Genomic DNA, 17,024 nt, shown 5'->3' with positions numbered 1-17,024 from the left:
CGGGCTTGATCCGGGACGGGTTCCGCTGCCTGCCCCGTGGCGCGTTCCGTTCCGCCGGGGGCGGTGACCGGTTAGCGTGCGCGGACATGACAGACCGGTCGAGCACGGAGGTTGCGCGATGAGCTTGTCCAGACGTGGCTTGTCCAGACGGGGACTGCTGGCAGCGGGCGGCGGTGTCGCGGGGGCGCTGGCCGCCACCGGGTCCGCCTCGGCGGCCGAATCCGCGGCCGAATTCGCGGCCGATTCCGCTGCCGGTGCCGCGCGCCCCGGGTACGGGTCCCGGCCCCGGGTCCGTACCGGATTCGACCTGCTGTCCGCCGACGGCTACCGGCTGCTGCGCGGCCGCAAGGTCGGCATCGTCACCAATCCGACCGGCGTCACCGCCGAGGCCCGGCACGTCGTCGACGTCATGCACGCCGACGAACGGGTGCGCCTCACCGCCGTCTTCGGCCCCGAGCACGGTTTCCGGGGCACCGCGCAGGCGGGCAGTTCCGAGGGCCGCTACGACGACCCGGCGACCGGGCTCCCGGTGTACGACACGTACCTGAAGAGCGGGCAGCCGCTGGCGGACGTCTTCACCGCGTCCGGGGTGGACACCGTCGTCTTCGACATCCAGGACGCGGGCGCGCGCTTCTACACGTACATCTGGACGCTGTACGACTGCATGGTGGCGGCGGCGCTCGCCGGCAAGCGGTTCGTGGTGCTCGACCGGCCGAACCCGGTGACCGGGCGGGCGGCGCTCGGGCCCGTCCTGGACCGGGCGTTCGCGACGTTCGTCGGGCGGGAGCCGATCGCGCAGGCGCACGGGATGACGGTGGCGGAGCTGGCGCTGCTGTTCAACGCGGAGTTCCTGGCGAAGCCGGTACCGCTGGAGGTGGTACGGATGACCGGGTGGCGGCGGGGCGACTTCTTCGACGCGACCGGGCTGCCGTGGGTGCCGCCGAGCCCCAACATGCCCACTCCCGAGACGGCGTTGGTGTACTCCGGGACCTGTCTCTTCGAGGGGACGAACCTCTCCGAGGGGCGCGGTACGACCCGCCCGTTCGAGCTGCTGGGCGCGGAGGGCATCGACCGGCGCTGGGCGGCGGCGGCGAACGCGGAAGGGCTGGCGGGGGTGCGCTTCCGGGAGGCGTACTTCGCGCCGACGTTCTCGAAGTTCCAGGGCAAAACCGTGGGCGGCGTACAACTGCACGTGCACGACAGGGAGTCGTACGACCCGGTGCGCACCGGCATCGCGCTGCTGGTGACGGCGAAGCGGTCGTGGAGCGGGTTCGCGTGGCGGCCGGACCACTGGATCGACAAGCTCACCGGGAACGCCCGGGTCCGGACCATGATCGACGCGGGGGCCGGCACGGACGAGGTGGCGGGCGCCTGGCAGGCGGATCTGGCGGCGTTCCGGCGGGTGCGGCGGGAGCACCTGCTGTACCGCTGAGGTGCGGTTCCGAGCCACTGTGGGGCAGGGGTGAACCATGCGAATACGGGCCAATTGATCCGTGATGGGGCCCATCGGATTTTCGATGGAGCCGAAACGGGCACTCGTACGTCCATTCATCGACGCCGAAGTACCAGCGACGGAGGTGGCAGTGCGATGGCCGGTTTTCGGAGTCTCGCGAGACAGGTACGTGATCCGAGGTGTGACCTTGCGTTGCGGAGGTATTCGCTGCGCAAGTGCCTGGAGAGGTTCGCCCCTTACGGGCACCGGGCGACCTGGGACCATCTGTGCACCCGGCACAGGTTCGGTCCTGAGGACAGGGCGCCCGATCCGGTGCGGCTGGTGGCCGCGCTGGAGGAACTGGAGGAGGCGCGGGCCGTCTGGCTCGCGTACGAGGTGGAGTTCGCCCAGCGGCGCAAGCGAGAGAAGCACGACGGGCTGCGGCGGCCGGGCTCCTTCGACGACTGGCACCGGCGGACCTGGGGCGGTTTCGGGGTCGCATGGTGCGACGATCCGGCGGTCCATCCGACGGCGCCGCTGGCAGAGGTGCTGCGCGGGCTGATCTCCGCTCTGGAGTCGGCACCTGGCGCGCACTGTCCGGTGTGTGCGTCCGGCCGGATCGTCTGGAAGCAGGACATGGTCCACGAGCCGTGGTTCGGGCCGGTCTGCACGGGGTGCGGGATCCTGGTTCCGCAGCCCGTACTGACGCCCGAGGCGCTGGCGGAGGCCAAACGGGCACGGCGCCGGGAGCTGGCGTACGTGGCGTGAGCGCACGGGGCGTGGCGGAGCGCATTCCCGTGGCGCCGCGCCCCGTGCTGCCCGGATCCACCGGGCGGCTCCACCAGCAGGATCCGCACCCCCGGACGGACTGGTTCCGGCGACCGGGTTTCCCCGCGACAACCGTGCGAATGCTCAGGGCATGGCTGATTGTCAGTGGTGGGTGTCACCATCGAATGCATGGTCGAGCCCTTGATTCAGGTCTGTGTGAACGGACAGCGCGGTCCCGGTGACGGCGCGGCGGTTCCGGTGTCTCCGGAGGCGATGGCCAGGTCGGCCGCCGCGGCGGTGGCCGCCGGTGCCGGGGAGGTGCATGTCCACCCCAAGTCGCCCTGCGGGGACGACACGTTGTCGCCCCGCGTCCTGGCCGCCACGCTGACGGCGATACGTGGCGCGGTGGACGTGCCGGTCGGGGTGACCACGGGCGCCTGGACGGAGCCCGAACCCCAGCGGCGCATCGACCGCATCGCGTCCTGGACGGTGCTGCCCGACCACGCTTCGGTGAACTGGCACGAGCCCGGCGCGGAGGAGGTCGCCGAGGCGCTGCTCGCGCGCGGGGTCGCGATCGAATCGGGGCTCTGGTCGGGCACGGAAGGGGCGAAGAGGTTCCTCGGCTCCCCGCTGGCCACCAGATCCCTGCGGGTGCTGGTGGAGGTGACCGACCCCGATCCGCTCACCGCCGAGGACTCGGCGCTCCAGTTCCTGGCCGCGCTGGCCCGCAGCGGTGCGGTGGGCTCCAAGGGGGACGTGCGCGGGGCGCCGATGCTGCTGCACGGCGAGAGCGGCGGGGCCTGGCCGGTGCTCGCGCTGGCCCGGCGGCTCGGCCTGGCCACCCGGATCGGCCTGGAGGACACCCTGCTGCTGCCGGACGGCACCCCGGCCGCGTCGAACGCCGAACTGGTGGGCGCCGCCCGGGAAATCCAGTGGCCGGTGGAGGTGACGTAACCGCACAGTAGGGGCGAGCCGGCACACAGAGGGGGGCACCGACATGTCGACTTTGCGAGTCACCGCCGAGACACTGACCATCCACCACCACCCGAACGCGGACGCGCTCGAACTCGCGCAGGTCGGGCTCTACCGTGCCGTCGTCGCCAAGGGTGCGTACCGCAGCGGCGACAAGGCCCTCTACATCCCGGAGCAGTCCGTGCTTCCGGCGGGGCTGATCGAGGAGCTGGGGCTCAGCGGGAAGCTGGCGGGCCGGGCCGCCAACCGGGTCAAGGCGGTACGGCTGCGCGGCGAGGTCTCGCAGGGCATCGTGTGCCGGCCGGCCGCCCTGGCGGGCACGGACCTGGACGCCGCGGCCGAGGAGGGCACCGACTTCGCGGAGCTGCTCGGCATCCACAAGTGGTCGCCGCCGATACCTCCGAGGATGAGCGGGGAGGTGGAGCGGGCCCCCGAGCTGCTGCCCTGGGTCGACATCGAGAACCTGCACCGCTACCCGCAGATCTTCGAGCCGGGCGAGCAGGTCGTCCTCACCGAGAAGCTGCACGGCACGGCCTGCCTGGTGACGTACGTGAGCGATCCGGAACTGCCGGACGGGGAGCGGGTGTTCGTGTCCTCGAAGGGCTTCGGCGCCAGGAACCTCGCGCTCAAGGAGGACCCGCGCAACCTGTACTGGCGCGCGGTGACCGGCCACGGGGTGGCGGCCGTCGCGGCCCGGATCGCCGCCCGGCTCGGCGCCCGCCGGGTGGGTGTCTTCGGCGAGGTGTACGGCGCCGGGGTGCAGGATCTGGCATACGGCGCGGACGGCCGCTCCGAGCGGCTGGGGTTCGCCGCGTTCGACGTGTCGGTGGAGGTGGCCGGGCAGGTGCGCTGGCTGGACGCGGCCGAGTTCGCCGAGCTACTGGACGGCGAGCTGCCGGTGGTGCCGCGGCTGTACGAGGGTCCGTACGACGTGTCGAAGGTGCTGGAGCTGGCCTCGGGGCGGGAGACCGTGTCCGGGAAGGCGCTGCACCTGCGCGAGGGCGTGGTGATCCGGCCGGCCGTCGAGCGGCACAGCCAGGTGACCGGCGGCCGGGCCGTGGCGAAGGCGGTCAGCCCGGCGTACCTGACGCGCAAGGGCGGCACCGAGTTCGAGTGACACGCCGCCACCGGCACTTGGCGGTCGACTGGTAGCGGATGTCGGTGGACAGCCGGATCACCCCGTCGGGGTCCCGGTTGTCGAGCGAGGCGTGCGCCATACGCCTCATGCTGCGGGGCCGGACCGCCGTCGTACATGGACGGAGGTCCGGCGCCGTTGGACTCGTCGTACTGGGCCTTCCTGGGCCTCCCTAGGCCTTCTTGCGCTTCTCCGCCATCAGGCGCGAGCCGCTGATCTGTTCACCGATGACGTCGTCCGGGTTGGACAGCACACAGGTCTCCAGCGACAGACAGCCGCAGCCGATGCAGTCGGTGAGGTGGTCGCGCAGCCGCCCCAACTGCATGATCCGGGCGTCGAGTTCGGTGCGCCAGTGCTCGGAGAGCCGGGCCCAGTCCTCGCGGGTCGGGGTGCGCTCCTCGGGCAGTTCGGAGAGCGCGTCGCGGATGGTGGCGAGCGGGATGCCGACCCGCTGGGCGGCCCGGACGAAGGCGACCCTGCGCAGGGTGTCGCGGTCGTAACGGCGTTGGTTGCCGGAGGTGCGGCGGCTGCTGATGAGGCCCTTGGCCTCGTAGAAGTGCAGGGCGGAGACGGCGGCACCGCTTCGCGCGGACAGCTGGCCGACGGTGAGCTCATGAATCTTCACTGGAATCTGCGGCACTCCGCGAAGCCTAATGGCCGTCCGTTGACAGGAACACACGGCCCCAACCATGCTGAGCAAACGCTTAGACAAGTGATCTGTGCCAGTGATTTCGAGCGATGAGGAGCCCAGGGATGACTGCCGAGCCGAGGATCTTCCGGTCCGCCGAGGAACTGTCCGCCGGGGTGGGCGAGCAGCTGGGCCACAGCGAGTGGCTGGAGATCGACCAGAAGCGGATCGACCTGTTCGCCGACGCGACCGGCGACCACCAGTGGATCCACGTGGACCCGGTGCGGGCGGCCGAGGGCCCGTTCGGCAAAACCATCGCGCACGGCTATCTGACGCTGTCGCTGCTGCCGACGTTCGTGCCGCAGGTGCTGCGGGTCGAGGGCATGAAGATGGGCATCAACTACGGGACGGGCAAGGTCCGTTTCCCCGCCCCGGTGCCGGTCGGCTCGCGGCTGCGCGCCACCGCCGTGCTGACGGACGTGACCGAGGCGGGCGGCGGGGTGCAGGTCACCGCGAAGGTGACGGTCGAGCGCGAGGGCGCCGACAAGCCGGTGTGCGTGGCCGAGTCGATCTCGCGCTACTACTTCTGACGCCGACGGCGCGGCCGGCTACGGAGCGTTGGCCGCAACCATCCGCAGTACGAGGTCGGCGTAGAGCGCGCCGACCTCGTCGGGTGTCCGGCGGCCCTCGACGTTGAACCAGCGCGCCACGTCGATGCACAGCGAAAGGACGGCGAGCGTGGTGCCCGACAGGTCGCTGACGTCGAACTCACCGGCCTTCACACCGTCGTTGATGATGCGCCGCACCGCCGCGTCGCTCCTGCGCCGCAGTTCGACGATCTCGGCGCGGTGCTCCTCGCCGAGGGCGTCCAGCTCGTACTGTACGACGCGCGCCGTGGTGTGGTGCGCGGCGTGCCACCGTACGAACGTGGTGACGGCGTCCGCGAGGCGTTCGGCGGCGCTGCCGTCGCCGTCGGCGGCGGTCTCCAGGATGCGCAGGGCCTTGTCGTGGCCGATGCGGCTGATCCGGTGGAGCAGCTCTTCCTTGGTCTTGTAGTGGATGTAGAGCGCGGCCGGGCTCATGCCCGCACGGCCCGCGATGTCGCGGGTGGTGGTGGCGTGGTAGCCGCGCTCGGCGAAGGCGCCGACGGCGGCGATCAGCAGCCTGCGGGCGGCGTCCGGCGCGACCTCGTCCCAGGCCGACTCCTCGGCCTGCTCCTCGCTGCCGGTGCCGTCCGCGCCCTCGGGCGTGCCCTCCGCCGTGCTCATCGCTGGTCCCTTCGCCCGGTGCCGTGCCGGTTCCGGCAGGACGAACACCATACCCCGGGTCTCTGAGCAAGCGCTTAGCGAGCCGGGTGTGCGTGCGTGCGGGTGCCCTGCACGGCCCGGCGTACTAGAGCTTCTGGAAGGGGTCGTGCTCGGCGAGCATCTTCTCCAGGCGGGCCTGGTCGACCCGGCTGACGATCTGCCCGGCCTCCTGCTTGTCCCTGATCACCTTGGCCAGGGTGAAGGAGGAGGTCGTGAGGTAGAGGACGGCGATGGCGAGGAAGGCACGGACCCAGCCGCTGACCTCCAGGTAGAAGATGCCGATGGTGACGGCGCCCAGTGCGACGGCGAAGGAGGCGATGGCCTGGGCGTAGTAGGCCCCGGTGTTCTGCTGCTTGACCTGTGTATCGCTCATGAGGTCAGGGTGACCGGCGTCACGTCGGCCGGATATCCGTACCCGTACTCAGAAACGTACTCAGAAGGCTCAGAAATCAGAAAGCCGAAACCCCCGTCAGCGCGCGGCCGATGACCAGTTTCTGGATCTGGCTGGTGCCCTCGTAGAGGGTCATCACGCGGGCGTCACGCAGCAGCTTGCCCGCCGGGTACTCGTCGATGTAGCCGTAACCGCCGTACACCTGGAGGGCGTTGTTCGCGGCCCGCACCGCGGCCTCGGAGGCGAACAGTTTGGCCTTGGACGCCTCGGTGACGAAGGGTTCGCCGCGGTCGATCAGGTCGGCGACGCGCCAGGTGAGCAGGCGGGCGGCGTCGACGTCGACCGCGATGTCGGTGATCAGCTCCTGGACGAGCTGGTGGTGGGCGATGGTCTTCCCGAACTGCTCTCGCTCCCCGGCGTACGAGAGTGCCGCGTCCAGCGCCGCCTGCCCGATGCCCACGCAGCCGGCCGCGACCGACATCCGGCCCTTGGCAAGGGCGGACATGGCGACCGAGAAGCCCTTGCCCTCGGGGGCCAGCATCGCGGACGCGGGCACCCGGACGTCCTGGAGGACCAGTTCGGCGGTGGCCTGGCCGCGCAGGCCGAGCTTGCCGTGGATGGTGCGGCGGGTGAGTCCCGGGGTGTCCGTGGGGACGAGGAAGGCGGAGACGCCCTTGTGTCCCGGGGCGTCGGTGGAGCGGGCGAAGAGGAGGACGACATCGGCCCAGGTGCCGTTGGTGATGAACATCTTGGTGCCGTTGATGACGTAGTCACCGCCGTCCCGCACCGCCTTGGTGGTCAGGTTCCCGGCGTCCGATCCGGTGCCAGGTTCGGTCAGGCCGAAGCAGCCGATCGCGTCGCCCGAGGTGAGCCCGGGAAGCCACTGCCGCTTCTGCTCCTCGCTCCCCCAGGCGGCGATCGTCTTGGCGACCAGGCCGAGCGATACGGAGACGATGCCGCGCACCGAGGAGTCGCCCCGGCCGAGTTCCTCGGTGACCAGGCAGTAGGTGAGGTGGTCGCCGCCGGAGCCGCCGTACTCCTCGGGGACGGTGAGACCGAGGAAGCCGAGCGCGCCCAGCTTCTTCACTATCGACCTGTCGACGTTCTCGGCGCGGTCCCAGGCGATGACGTGCGGGGTGACCTCGCGGGCGACGAAGTCGCGGGCGAGCTGCCGGACGGCACTCTGTTCCTCGCTGAGCTCCAGGTTCACGGCGGGCCACCTCTTTTAATTAGCAGTGCTAGTTTCCTGTGTGCGTGCCTACTATGTGCCGCATGGCCCGACCGCGCAAGCCCCTCCTGAGCAGAGACCGCATCGTCGAGACGGCGAGCGCGCTCGTGGACTCCGAAGGGCTGGACGCGGTCTCCACCCGGCGGCTCGCGGCCGAACTCGGGGTCAGCGGCCCGTCGCTCTACAACCACTTCCGCAACAAGGACGAGATCCTGGGGGCGGTCGCGGACACGGTCTCCGCGAAGGTCGATCTGTCGATGTTCGACGAGGACGATCCGCGCGGCTGGCGGACGGCGCTGCACGACTGGGCCCTCTCGTACCGCTCGGCACTGACCGAGCACCCGCACATCGTCCCGGTGCTGGCGAGCGGCCCAGGGCGGCGCCCGGCCGGACTGAAGGTGGCGGACGCGGTGTTCGGGGCGATGGTGCGGGCGGGCTGGCCGCCCGCGCAGGCGACGTACATCGGGGCGCTGATGCGGTACTTCATCACCGGCTCGGCACTGGGTTCGTTCGCGCGCGGCTTCGTCGACGACGAGGCGGCGTACGACCCGGCGGACTATCCGCACCTGGGGCAGGCGCATCTGCTCGCCGACCACCAGGAGAAGGTCGACGAGGGCGCGTTCTCGACCGGGCTGCGGGCACTGCTGGACGGGCTGAGCTGCCAGTACGAGGCCGGGGGGCATGGGGTGGAGGCGGCGGGCGGGACCTCTGGGGCGTCCGGGGCCGCCGTACCGGAGGACTTCGGGACAGTTCGGCCCGCGCCGAAGGGTTCTTAGGGCACCCTGGAAGGATGTCGCCTTCCTCCGCTTCAGGCTCCGGCTCCGATTCCGGCTCCGGCTCCGGTTCTTCCGGTACGCACACACCGCCCGCGGCGCGGCTGGCCGCATTCGCCGGGCTGCTGGCCGACGAGACCCGGGCCGTCTTCCTGCTCTCCCTGCTGGACGGCCGCGCCTGGACCGCGAGCGAACTGGCCCGGCAGGCGGGCGTCGCCGCCTCCACCGCCAGCGAGCACCTGGGCAGGCTCGTCGCGGCCGGGCTGCTCGCCGAGGAGCGCCAGGGCCGGCACCGGTACGTACGGCTGGCCGACAGCACGACGGCCCAGCTGGTCGAGGCCCTCGCCGGGCACGCGATCCCAGGCCGCGACAACCCGCACACCCTGCGCGCCGCCAGTGCGAGCTCCGCGATGGCCAGGGGCCGCACCTGCTACGACCATCTCGCCGGGCGGCTCGGCATCGCCGTCACCGATGCGATGGAGCGGCGCGGACTGCTGCTGATGAGCAGCGGGTTCGCGCTCACCGACGAGGGGCTGGCGTGGTTCGGCGGTCTCGGCATCGATCTGGCGCAGGCCAAGGGGCGCCGCCCGACGGTCAGTTCGTGCCTGGACTGGACCGAACGCAAACGGCACATCGCGGGCGTCGCGGGCGCGGAGCTGTGCCGTCACGCGCTGGCGGAGAAGTGGTGCGTACGGATCGGCAGCGAGCGGGCGGTAAAGGTCACGCCGGAGGGCGAGCGGGCGCTGCACGACCTCCTCGGTATCGAGGCGGACATACTTCGGTGACAGCCGAAGTGTTCATGCCCTAGCATCGCGGCATGACCAACTCCCCCTCCCCTTCGGGCATCTCATCCGAGTCCCGCACCGAACCGCTCGCAGTGATCGCCGCCGCCGTCACCGTCGTGCTGTGGGCCTCGGCCTTCGTCTCAATCCGCAGCGCCGGTGAGTCGTACGCGCCGGGTGCACTGGCGCTCGGCCGGCTGCTGTCCGGCTCGCTCGTCCTGGTCGCGATCCTGCTGATACGCCGGGAGGGCCTGCCGCCGCGCGCCGCCTGGCCGGGCATCGTCGTCTCCGGCCTGCTGTGGTTCGGCGGCTACGCGGTGGTCCTCAACTGGGGCGAGCAGCTGGTCGACGCGGGTACCGCGTCCCTCGTGGTGAACGTGGCGCCGATCCTGATGGCCCTGCTCGCCAGCCGTTTCCTGGGCGAGGGGCTGCCGCCCCGGCTGCTGGCGGGGATGGCGGTGTCCTTCGCGGGCGCGGCGATCGTGGGCATCTCGATGTCGGGCAGTGGCGGTACGTCACTGCTGGGTGTGGTGCTGTGCCTGGTGGCGGCCGTGACGTACGCGGTCGGTGTGGTCGCACAGAAGCCCGCGCTGGCGCATGCGAGTCCGCTCCAGGCGACGACGTACGGCTGTGTGATCGGGGCGGTGGCCTGCCTGCCGTTCTCGGGCCAGCTCGTCGACGGCCTCGCCCACGCACCGCTCTCGGCCACGCTCAACATGATCTACCTGGGCATCTTCCCGAGCGCACTGGCCTTCACGACCTGGGCGTACGCGCTGAAGCGGACGACGGCGGGGAAGATGGGCGCGACGACGTACGCGGTGCCCGCGATCGTGGTGCTGATGTCGTGGCTGCTGCTGGACGAGATTCCCGGGTGGGTGACGCTGCTGGGCGGGGTGGTGTGCCTGGCGGGGGTGGCGGTGTCGCGGTCGAGGTCGCGGCGGACGCGGGCGGCGGGCGTGCCCGGGCCGGTGCCGGTGGCCGGTTCGGCGGGGGCGGCCGACGCCCCCACCGAACCCGAGAAGGTCTGAAGGCTCCGACTAGAAGACCACGAGTGCGCGGCCGCCCTTGCCCGCGAGCATGTTGTCGAAGGCGGCCGGGATGCCGTCGAGTGCGATGTGCTCGGTGACCATGGAGGCCAGGTCGAGGCGGCCGGCCCGGACGTGTTCGGCGAGGACCGGGAGGTCGCGGGCCGGGTCGCTGTTGCCGTACACGCAGCCGGTGAGGGTGCGGCCCCAGTGGAAGATCTCCAGCGCGTTGAAGGTGACCTGCTGGTCCTTGCCACCGATGCCGACGACGGTGGTACGGCCGCCGCGCCGGGTGGATTCCCAGGCGGTACGGATCGTGGCGGCGCGCCCCACGCATTCGACGGCAACGTCGGCGCCGTGCCCGCCGGTGAGCCTGCGGACGTCCTTGGCGGTGGTGTCGGAGGCGACGAGGTAGTCGGTGGCCCCGGCGGCGGTGGCCAGTTGTTCCTTGGCCGGGGAGACGTCGACGGCGATGATCTGTGCGGCGCCGGCGATGCGGGCGGACTGGATCGCGGCGAGTCCGACGCCGCCGACTCCGTACACGACGACGGTCTCGCCCTCGCGGACGCGGGCACTGTGGTGGACCGCACCGTACCCGGTGAGGACGGCGCAGCCGAGGAGGGCCGCGTCGACGAGCGGGATGCCGGGCGGGGCGGGCAGGACACACTTCGCGGCGACGACGGTCTCCTCGGCGAAGGCGGCGACGTTGAGGCCGGGGTGGAGGTCGGTGCCGTCGTCGGTCGTACGGGCGTAGACGTCGGCGGCGCCGGTGAGGGCGTCGGCACAGAGCCAGACCTCGCCGAGGGTGCAGGCGTGGCACTTCCCGCAGGACGGCGCCCAGTTGAGGACCACGTCGTCACCGTGGGCGAGGTCAGTGACGCCCTCGCCCACGGCCGTGACAGTCCCGGCACCCTCGTGGCCGAGAACGGCGGGGAGCGGGACGCGCATGGTGCCGTTGGTGAGGGAGAGGTCGGAGTGACAGACCCCGGCGGCGGCGAGCCGGATGCGGACCTGGCCGGGGGCGGGGGTGGGGAGGTCGATGTCGGTGACTTCGAGGGGGGTGTGGGGGGTGCGGAGGATGGCGGCACGGGTCATGGGGGTGGGGCTCCTGGGATAGGGGGCGGGGTGAGTGTGGGGTGGAACGGTCGGGCTGTGTCCGGGGGGCGGGGTGGGGTGGGGCGTGGTGGTGCGGGGCGGTGCTTCGGGGGCGGACCCTGACAGCCGTACGACTCGGCGGCACGGGGGCATGCCGCCCCATCCACCCCCGCGTGGGGCTGCGACCGTGTGCGACTCCACCGCCGCGGGCGCGGCCAGCCACGAAGCAGCCGGACACCCCCACCCACCCTGGAAGGGCTGCCACTTGGGGCCCGGACGCAGCCCCGGCAACCCCGCGGGGGTACGCCCCGTCAGGGGCGCGGGGTTGTGCCACTGTGCGGCTCCGCCGCGCGAGCGCGACCAGCCCTCCTCGCAGGGGTACCTCCTTCCCACCCACCCCCGCAGGGTGCGCCCCGTCAGGGGCGCGGGGAACTGCGCGACCAGCCACGAACCACCCGCACCTCCCCCACCCACCCCCACCGGGCTGCCACCCCGGGGCCCGGGGCGCAGCCCCGGCAACCCACCCACCCCCGCCCGCCCACACGGGCGGGGTCCGGGGCAGCGCCCCGGTTTCGGGAAGGGGCGGGGTGGGGTGAAGCCCCGCGCAGCGGCCACTCGGGTACGGAGCGGGGGCCAAAGCGGAGCTGGGACGGGGCCCAAGGGTGCGGCTCCGCCGGGGGCCGCCCCCTTGCCCGCCCGTTCCGCCCCCGGGGGGGCGGCCCCGCCGCCCAAGAGGGCGGGCGGCGTAGGCGGCTTCGCCGCCCAAGGGGGCTAGGGGGCGGGGGTAGCGGCCCCGGCACGGGGGTTAGAACTGGAGGGATTTGGTTTGGAGGTATTCGGAGAGGCCGTGGGTGCCCAGTTCTCGGCCTACGCCGGATTGTTTGTAGCCACCGAAGGGGGCCAGGGGGTTGAAGCGCCCCCCGTTGATGTCGACCTGGCCGGTGTCCATGTGGCGGGCGAACGCCGCCGCCGTCTCACCGTCCGCCGCCCACACCGCCCCCGCCAGCCCGTACACGGTCCCATTGGCGATGCGCAGCGCGTCGGCCTCGTCCTCGTACCGGAGGATCGAGATCACCGGGCCGAAGATCTCCTCCTGGGCGATGGTCATCTCGGGCGTGACGTCGGCGAAGACGGTCGGGGAGACGTAGTAGCCCTTGTCGAGGGGGGCTTCGGGGCCGCCGGCCACCACCCGTGCGCCCTCCTCGACGCCCTTGGCGATGTAACCGCGCACGCGTTCCTGCTGCTTGGCGTTGACCAGGGGGCCGACCCGCTCCCCCGGCACGTACTTGGCGACCGCGTCGGCGGCCAGCGAGACCGCTTCGTCGTAGCTGTCGCGGTGGACCAGCATCCGGGTCCAGGCGCTGCACGTCTGGCCGGAGTTGGACATGACGTTGGCGACGCCGACGTTGACCGCCTTGGCGAGATCGGCGCCGGGCAGGATGACGTTCGCGGACTTGCCGCCCAGCTCCAGCGCGACCCGCTTCACCGCCGCGCCCGCCGTGGCACCGATCTGGCGGCCGACGGCGGTGGAGCCGGTGAAGGACACCAGGTCGACGCCCTCGTGCCCGGCGAGTGCCTGGCCCGCGACCGGGCCGAGTCCGGTCACCAGGTTGAACACCCCGGCGGGCAGCCCGGCTTCGTGCACCACCTCGGCGAAGAGCTGCGCGGTCAGCGGGGTGTCCTCGGCGGGCTTGAGGACGACCGTGCAGCCCGCCGCGAGAGCGGGTGCCACCTTGGCAACGATCTGGTGCAGCGGGTAGTTCCAGGGTGTTATCGCGCCGACGACACCGACCGGCTCGGCGTAGACGGTCGAGTTGCCGACCTTCTCCTCGAAGGAGTACGTCGCCGCGAGTTCCGCGTACGAACCGGCGACCAGCACCGGCAGCCCGGCGTGCACGGCCTCGGCGAGGGCGGGCGGGGCCCCCAGTTCGGCGGTGACGGTGGCGGCGATGTCGGCCTGGCGGGCGGCGAGCCCGTCGCGCAGCGCGCCGATCAGCGCGGCCCGCTCGGCCTGTGGGGTGGCCGCCCAGCCGGGGAACGCGGCCCGTGCCGCGTCCACCGCGGCGTCCACGTCGGCCGCCGTACCCGCCGGAACATGCGCGATGACCTGCTCGTCCGCCGGATTCACCACGGCGATCGTGTCCTGGCCCGCGGCGGGCCGCCAGGTCCCTCCGATGTACATGCCGTCGTGTGCCTGCATAGCCATGCGTGTCCTCCCGCGCCGGTCCGGTCGTCGTCCGGACCCCAAACTAGCGGCGTTAGTTTTTCGGCGCCAGGGGCGGCCGGTGCGGCGTCCGGCACAGCCCCCGCCGCCATCAGTAATTCGCCAGTCTCGGCCGACCCGCCCCATAGGTCCCCGGAGGCACGTACCCATGCATCCGTCCCACAGTCCCCGGCGTAGACGCGCCCTATCCGGCGGGGGTGCGGCCGGCGGAGGAGGCCGAGCGGGTGCCGGGCCGAGCGGTGGACTCGGCTTCCGTGGTCCCGTCCGCCATTGCCGCCACCTCCACCGGGAACCCGTTCAGCACCGCCGTGCCCGACAGCGGGTCCAGCCGGGTGCCGTCCAGGAGTTGGTTGACGTTGACGCCCGGCCGTCCGGCGGCGACCGTCATCCGGGTGCCGGGGCGGTCGTGGCCCCAGCCGTGCGGCAGGCTCACCACTCCGACCCGTACCGCGTCGGTGATCTCCACCGGGGCCCGTACCTCCCCGCCGTCGCCGGTGATCCGGGCCGTCGCGCCGTCCGCCAGGCCGAGGCGGCGGGCGTCGTCGGGGTGGACCTGGAGGGTGCAGCGGTTCGAACCGCCGTTGAGGGCGGGGACGTTGTGCATCCAGCTGTTGTTGGACCGCAGGTGGCGGCGGCCGACCAGGAGCAGGCTGCCGCCCGTCCGGTGCTCCTCCACCGCCCGGCGCAGTCGCGGCAGGTCCGCCGCGAGGGGTGCGGGCAGCAGCTCGACGCGTCCGCTGCGGGTCCGCAGGACCTGGCCGAGCCTGGGCAGCAGCGGTCCGAGGTCGATGCCGTGCGGGGCGGCGCGGAGTTTCTCCAGCGTCAGGCCTTCGTACGGGCCGAGCCTGAGCATCAGGTCGAGGCGGCGTTCCGGCCCGCTGTCGCCGGTGAGGCTCGCGGCCAGTTCCTCCGGTGCCCCGGCCTTCGCGAGCGTACGGGCGATGACCGATTCGTCCACGGTGGCGGGGTCGGCGCCGTGCATGCCGCCGACGGCCAGTACGAGGCGGGCGTGGATCTCGCACTCGTCCATCCGGTCCGCTTCGAGCGGGAGTACGGCCGGGGTGTAGCGGACCTGGTTGCGGACGGCGAACCCGTTGAAGGCGAAGTCGAAGTGGGCGCTGCGGGAGGGCGGCGGGGGCGGCAGGACGACGTCCGCGCGGCAGGAGGTCTCGTTGAGGTACGGGTCGACGCTGACCATGAAGTCGAGGCCGTCGGCGAGCGCGGCGTCGAGCCGGTCGCCGTCCGGGGCGGAGAGGACCGGGTTGGCGGCGATGGAGATCAGCGCGCGGATCCGCCCTTCGCCCGGGGTGTCGATCTCCTCGGCGAGTGCGGCGAGCGGCAGTTCGCCCTTGGCCTCGGGGTGGCCGCCGACCCTGCTGTGCCACCGGCCGAGGTCGAATCCCCTGCCGGGTCCGGGAGTTCGCGGCTTGGCCGAGGTCGCGGAGAGCGGGAAGAGGGCGCCGCCGGGGCGGTCCAGGTTGCCGGTCAGCGCGTTGAGCACGTCGATAAGCCAGTTGGCGAGGGTGCCGAACTCGACGGTGGAGCTGCCGACCCGCCCGTACACGGCCGCCGTGGGCGCGGCGGCCAGTTCGCGTGCCACGGCCCTGATGTCGTCGGCCGGTACGTCGCAGACCCCGGCGACCTTCTCCGGCGTGAACCCGGCGACTGCGGCGGCGACTTCGTCCATCTGCGACAGCTGCCCTTCGAGCTCCCCGGGCGCCACGAGCTTCTCCTCGAAGAGGACGTGGGCGAGGGCTGCGAGGAGGGCTGCGTCGGCGCCGGGCCGGATCGCGAGGTGCCGGTCGGCGAGTTTCGCCGTACGGGTGCGGCGCGGGTCGACCACGGTGAGGGTGCCGCCGCGCGCCTTGAGCGCCTTGAGCTTGCCGGGGAAGTCGGGGGCGGTGCACAGACTCCCGTTGGAGTCGAGGGGGTTGGCGCCGAGCAGCAGGAGGTGGTCGGTGCGGTCCAGGTCGGGTACGGGGATGGCGAAGGGGTCGCCGAAGAGCAGCCCGCTGGAGACGTGCTTGGGCATCTGGTCGAGGGTGCTGGCGGTGAAGAGGTTGCGGGTGCCGAGCGCGGCGAGCAGCACGGGCGGGTAGAGGGCGCCCGCCATGGTGTGGACGTTGGGGTTGCCGAGGACGACGCCGACCGCGTTGCCGCCGTACTCCTCGACGAGCGGCCGGATGCGGGCCGCGATCAGGTCGAAGGCCTCGGCCCAACTCGCCTCGCGGAGTGCGCCGTCGGTACGGATCAGGGGTGCGGTGAGCCGGTCCGGGTCGGAGTCCAGTTCGCCGAAGGCGGCGCCCTTGGGGCAGATGAAGCCCCGGCTGAACACGTCGTCGGCGTCACCGCGTGCGCCGGTGACCCGGGTGCCCTCCAGGGTGAGGGTCAGGCCGCAGGTGGCCTCGCAGAGCGGGCAGATGCGCGGGGCGGTACGGGAGTGTTCGGACATGGGTGCTCCCCGTGGCGGCGTCGGTGGCGCATGGGCGCAGCCGAGCATACCGACCGGTACGCACTTCGGCGAGGGGCCGAGCGCGGGGCAGCCCCGAGGTCAGTCGCGGGGGCGGTCGAGAACTCCCGCGAGGTAGGCGCGGAGCAGCACCCGGGTCTCGGCGATGATCTCCGGATCGCCCAACGGGTCGTTCCGGAAGGCGAGTTGGAGTACGGAGTCGGCGGCTTCGACGGCGACGGTGAAGATCCGGCGCAGGTGCGCGTCCGGGGTGCGGCCCAGATGGGCGGGGAGCAGGTCGATGAGCCGGTCGGCCACCCGGTTGTCGGGCTCCCCGGCCCGTGCGGGAGCGATGAACTCGACCAGCGCGAAGCCCGGCCGGGTGCGCTTCATCACCAGGTACTCGTCCAGGACCGCGTCGACCGTCGCGCGCCAGTCGGCCGGGGGGATCGTCTCCAGGCGGTGGGCGATGGCCTGGGCGTAGGTGTCGAGGTTGCGCTGCGCCAGGGCGTCGGCCATGGCGCGCTTGTTGGAGAAGAAGCGGTAGACCGAGCCGATGGGAACTCCGGCGCGGGTGGCGACGGCACGGGTGGACAGGTGCTCGTAGCCGGTCTCGTCGAGGAGCTCGGCACAGGCGTCCAGGATCCGGGCGAGGCGCTTGGCGCTGCGCTGCTGCACGGGCTCGCGGCGGAGCACCGGGCGGCCGGTGCGACCGGCCGGGGACTCCGGATCGGCCGGATCGGCTGCGCCTGCCGCGTCGGCCGCGTCCGTCACGTCGACGGCATCCTCCCCCTCTGCGGCATCTGCCGTACCGG

16 protein-coding genes are annotated in these 17,024 nt (G+C 72.3%); 8 read left to right on the top strand and 8 right to left on the bottom strand.

The genetic code is table 11. The features are described from left to right. Positions 1-118 precede the first annotated feature (118 nt). The 4 genes from ACZ5PB_RS36315 (at position 119) to ACZ5PB_RS36300 (ending at position 4,289) form a co-directional block, all read left to right on the top strand. Positions 119-1,432, top strand: a complete 1,314-nt coding sequence (locus ACZ5PB_RS36315; protein WP_468697218.1) for an exo-beta-N-acetylmuramidase NamZ family protein — start codon at positions 119-121, stop codon at positions 1,430-1,432. Between the two features lie 156 nt (positions 1,433-1,588). Further along, on the top strand, positions 1,589-2,200 hold the full coding sequence (locus tag ACZ5PB_RS36310; protein ID WP_468697217.1) for a hypothetical protein: 612 nt from the start codon (positions 1,589-1,591) through the stop codon (positions 2,198-2,200). A gap of 189 nt (positions 2,201-2,389) precedes the next feature. Continuing rightward, positions 2,390-3,154, top strand: a complete 765-nt coding sequence (locus tag ACZ5PB_RS36305; RefSeq protein WP_468697216.1) for a 3-keto-5-aminohexanoate cleavage protein — start codon at positions 2,390-2,392, stop codon at positions 3,152-3,154. Between the two features lie 43 nt (positions 3,155-3,197). Further along, positions 3,198-4,289, top strand: coding sequence for an RNA ligase (ATP) (locus tag ACZ5PB_RS36300; RefSeq protein WP_468697215.1), 1,092 nt, complete (start codon positions 3,198-3,200; stop codon positions 4,287-4,289). Between the two features lie 190 nt (positions 4,290-4,479). Here ACZ5PB_RS36300 and soxR read toward each other — a convergent pair whose 3' ends face one another. Next, positions 4,480-4,947 (bottom strand): redox-sensitive transcriptional activator SoxR, encoded by a 468-nt coding sequence (gene soxR, locus ACZ5PB_RS36295; protein ID WP_468697214.1) that lies wholly within the window; start codon positions 4,945-4,947, stop codon positions 4,480-4,482. 113 nt (positions 4,948-5,060) lie between these two features. On the opposite strand from soxR, the gene ACZ5PB_RS36290 reads away from it, so the two are divergent. Further along, entirely contained in the window at positions 5,061-5,525 is a 465-nt protein-coding gene (locus ACZ5PB_RS36290; RefSeq protein WP_468697213.1) for a MaoC family dehydratase, read from the top strand. A gap of 18 nt (positions 5,526-5,543) precedes the next feature. Here ACZ5PB_RS36290 and ACZ5PB_RS36285 read toward each other — a convergent pair whose 3' ends face one another. The 3 genes from ACZ5PB_RS36285 to ACZ5PB_RS36275 all read right to left on the bottom strand — a co-directional run bounded on the left by ACZ5PB_RS36285 (position 5,544) and on the right by ACZ5PB_RS36275 (position 7,843). Further along, positions 5,544-6,203, bottom strand: a complete 660-nt coding sequence (locus ACZ5PB_RS36285) for a TetR family transcriptional regulator (RefSeq protein WP_468697212.1) — start codon at positions 6,201-6,203, stop codon at positions 5,544-5,546. Between the two features lie 124 nt (positions 6,204-6,327). Further along, on the bottom strand, positions 6,328-6,615 hold the full coding sequence (locus ACZ5PB_RS36280; RefSeq protein WP_468697211.1) for a YiaA/YiaB family inner membrane protein: 288 nt from the start codon (positions 6,613-6,615) through the stop codon (positions 6,328-6,330). 76 nt (positions 6,616-6,691) lie between these two features. Beyond that, a complete protein-coding gene (locus ACZ5PB_RS36275; protein ID WP_468697210.1) occupies positions 6,692-7,843 on the bottom strand; it encodes an acyl-CoA dehydrogenase family protein in 1,152 nt (383 codons plus the stop codon). A 62-nt stretch (positions 7,844-7,905) separates the two neighbouring features. Here ACZ5PB_RS36275 and ACZ5PB_RS36270 point away from each other — a divergent pair, with 62 nt between their 5' ends. Genes ACZ5PB_RS36270 through ACZ5PB_RS36260 form a run of 3 tightly spaced genes read left to right on the top strand, consistent with a single transcriptional unit; the run spans position 7,906 to position 10,444 of the window. Further along, positions 7,906-8,637 (top strand): TetR/AcrR family transcriptional regulator, encoded by a 732-nt coding sequence (locus tag ACZ5PB_RS36270; RefSeq protein ID WP_468697209.1) that lies wholly within the window; start codon positions 7,906-7,908, stop codon positions 8,635-8,637. A 14-nt stretch (positions 8,638-8,651) separates the two neighbouring features. After that, positions 8,652-9,419: an ArsR/SmtB family transcription factor gene (locus tag ACZ5PB_RS36265; RefSeq protein ID WP_468697208.1), complete on the top strand. Its 768-nt coding sequence runs from the start codon at positions 8,652-8,654 to the stop codon at positions 9,417-9,419. Between the two features lie 32 nt (positions 9,420-9,451). Beyond that, a complete protein-coding gene (locus tag ACZ5PB_RS36260) occupies positions 9,452-10,444 on the top strand; it encodes a DMT family transporter (RefSeq protein ID WP_468697207.1) in 993 nt (330 codons plus the stop codon). A 9-nt stretch (positions 10,445-10,453) separates the two neighbouring features. Here the strand turns inward: ACZ5PB_RS36260 and ACZ5PB_RS36255 are convergent, their stop codons facing one another. The 4 genes from ACZ5PB_RS36255 to ACZ5PB_RS36240 form a co-directional block, all read right to left on the bottom strand. Further along, positions 10,454-11,536, bottom strand: coding sequence for a zinc-binding dehydrogenase (locus ACZ5PB_RS36255; protein ID WP_468697206.1), 1,083 nt, complete (start codon positions 11,534-11,536; stop codon positions 10,454-10,456). Positions 11,537-12,341: 805 nt separating this feature from the next. Beyond that, the gene (locus ACZ5PB_RS36250; RefSeq protein ID WP_468697243.1) at positions 12,342-13,736 is read right to left on the bottom strand and encodes an aldehyde dehydrogenase family protein; all 1,395 of its coding nucleotides are present in this window, start codon (positions 13,734-13,736) and stop codon (positions 12,342-12,344) included. A gap of 208 nt (positions 13,737-13,944) precedes the next feature. Beyond that, the gene (locus tag ACZ5PB_RS36245) at positions 13,945-16,212 is read right to left on the bottom strand and encodes a molybdopterin oxidoreductase family protein (RefSeq protein WP_468697205.1); all 2,268 of its coding nucleotides are present in this window, start codon (positions 16,210-16,212) and stop codon (positions 13,945-13,947) included. A gap of 99 nt (positions 16,213-16,311) precedes the next feature. Then, positions 16,312-16,905: a TetR/AcrR family transcriptional regulator gene (locus ACZ5PB_RS36240; protein WP_468697242.1), complete on the bottom strand. Its 594-nt coding sequence runs from the start codon at positions 16,903-16,905 to the stop codon at positions 16,312-16,314. Positions 16,906-17,024 lie beyond the last annotated feature (119 nt).

The sequence above is a fragment of the Streptomyces sp. NPDC032721 genome, assembly GCF_055579625.1.
The sequence above is the reverse complement of the archived record's forward strand: the minus strand, read 5'-3'. Positions and strand labels throughout refer to the sequence as shown.

Excerpts from the sequence above, each read along its gene's own strand:
- ACZ5PB_RS36315 (WP_468697218.1), top strand. The coding sequence starts at position 119 with ATGAGCTTGTCCAGACGTGGCTTGTCCAGACGGGGACTGCTGGCAGCG.
- ACZ5PB_RS36310 (WP_468697217.1), top strand. The coding sequence starts at position 1,589 with ATGGCCGGTTTTCGGAGTCTCGCGAGACAGGTACGTGATCCGAGGTGT.
- ACZ5PB_RS36305 (WP_468697216.1), top strand. The coding sequence starts at position 2,390 with ATGGTCGAGCCCTTGATTCAGGTCTGTGTGAACGGACAGCGCGGTCCC.
- ACZ5PB_RS36300 (WP_468697215.1), top strand. The coding sequence starts at position 3,198 with ATGTCGACTTTGCGAGTCACCGCCGAGACACTGACCATCCACCACCAC.
- ACZ5PB_RS36290 (WP_468697213.1), top strand. The coding sequence starts at position 5,061 with ATGACTGCCGAGCCGAGGATCTTCCGGTCCGCCGAGGAACTGTCCGCC.
- ACZ5PB_RS36285 (WP_468697212.1), bottom strand. The coding sequence starts at position 6,203 with ATGAGCACGGCGGAGGGCACGCCCGAGGGCGCGGACGGCACCGGCAGC.
- ACZ5PB_RS36280 (WP_468697211.1), bottom strand. The coding sequence starts at position 6,615 with ATGAGCGATACACAGGTCAAGCAGCAGAACACCGGGGCCTACTACGCC.
- ACZ5PB_RS36270 (WP_468697209.1), top strand. The coding sequence starts at position 7,906 with ATGGCCCGACCGCGCAAGCCCCTCCTGAGCAGAGACCGCATCGTCGAG.
- ACZ5PB_RS36265 (WP_468697208.1), top strand. The coding sequence starts at position 8,652 with ATGTCGCCTTCCTCCGCTTCAGGCTCCGGCTCCGATTCCGGCTCCGGC.
- ACZ5PB_RS36260 (WP_468697207.1), top strand. The coding sequence starts at position 9,452 with ATGACCAACTCCCCCTCCCCTTCGGGCATCTCATCCGAGTCCCGCACC.
- ACZ5PB_RS36255 (WP_468697206.1), bottom strand. The coding sequence starts at position 11,536 with ATGACCCGTGCCGCCATCCTCCGCACCCCCCACACCCCCCTCGAAGTC.
- ACZ5PB_RS36250 (WP_468697243.1), bottom strand. The coding sequence starts at position 13,736 with ATGCAGGCACACGACGGCATGTACATCGGAGGGACCTGGCGGCCCGCC.
- ACZ5PB_RS36245 (WP_468697205.1), bottom strand. The coding sequence starts at position 16,212 with ATGTCCGAACACTCCCGTACCGCCCCGCGCATCTGCCCGCTCTGCGAG.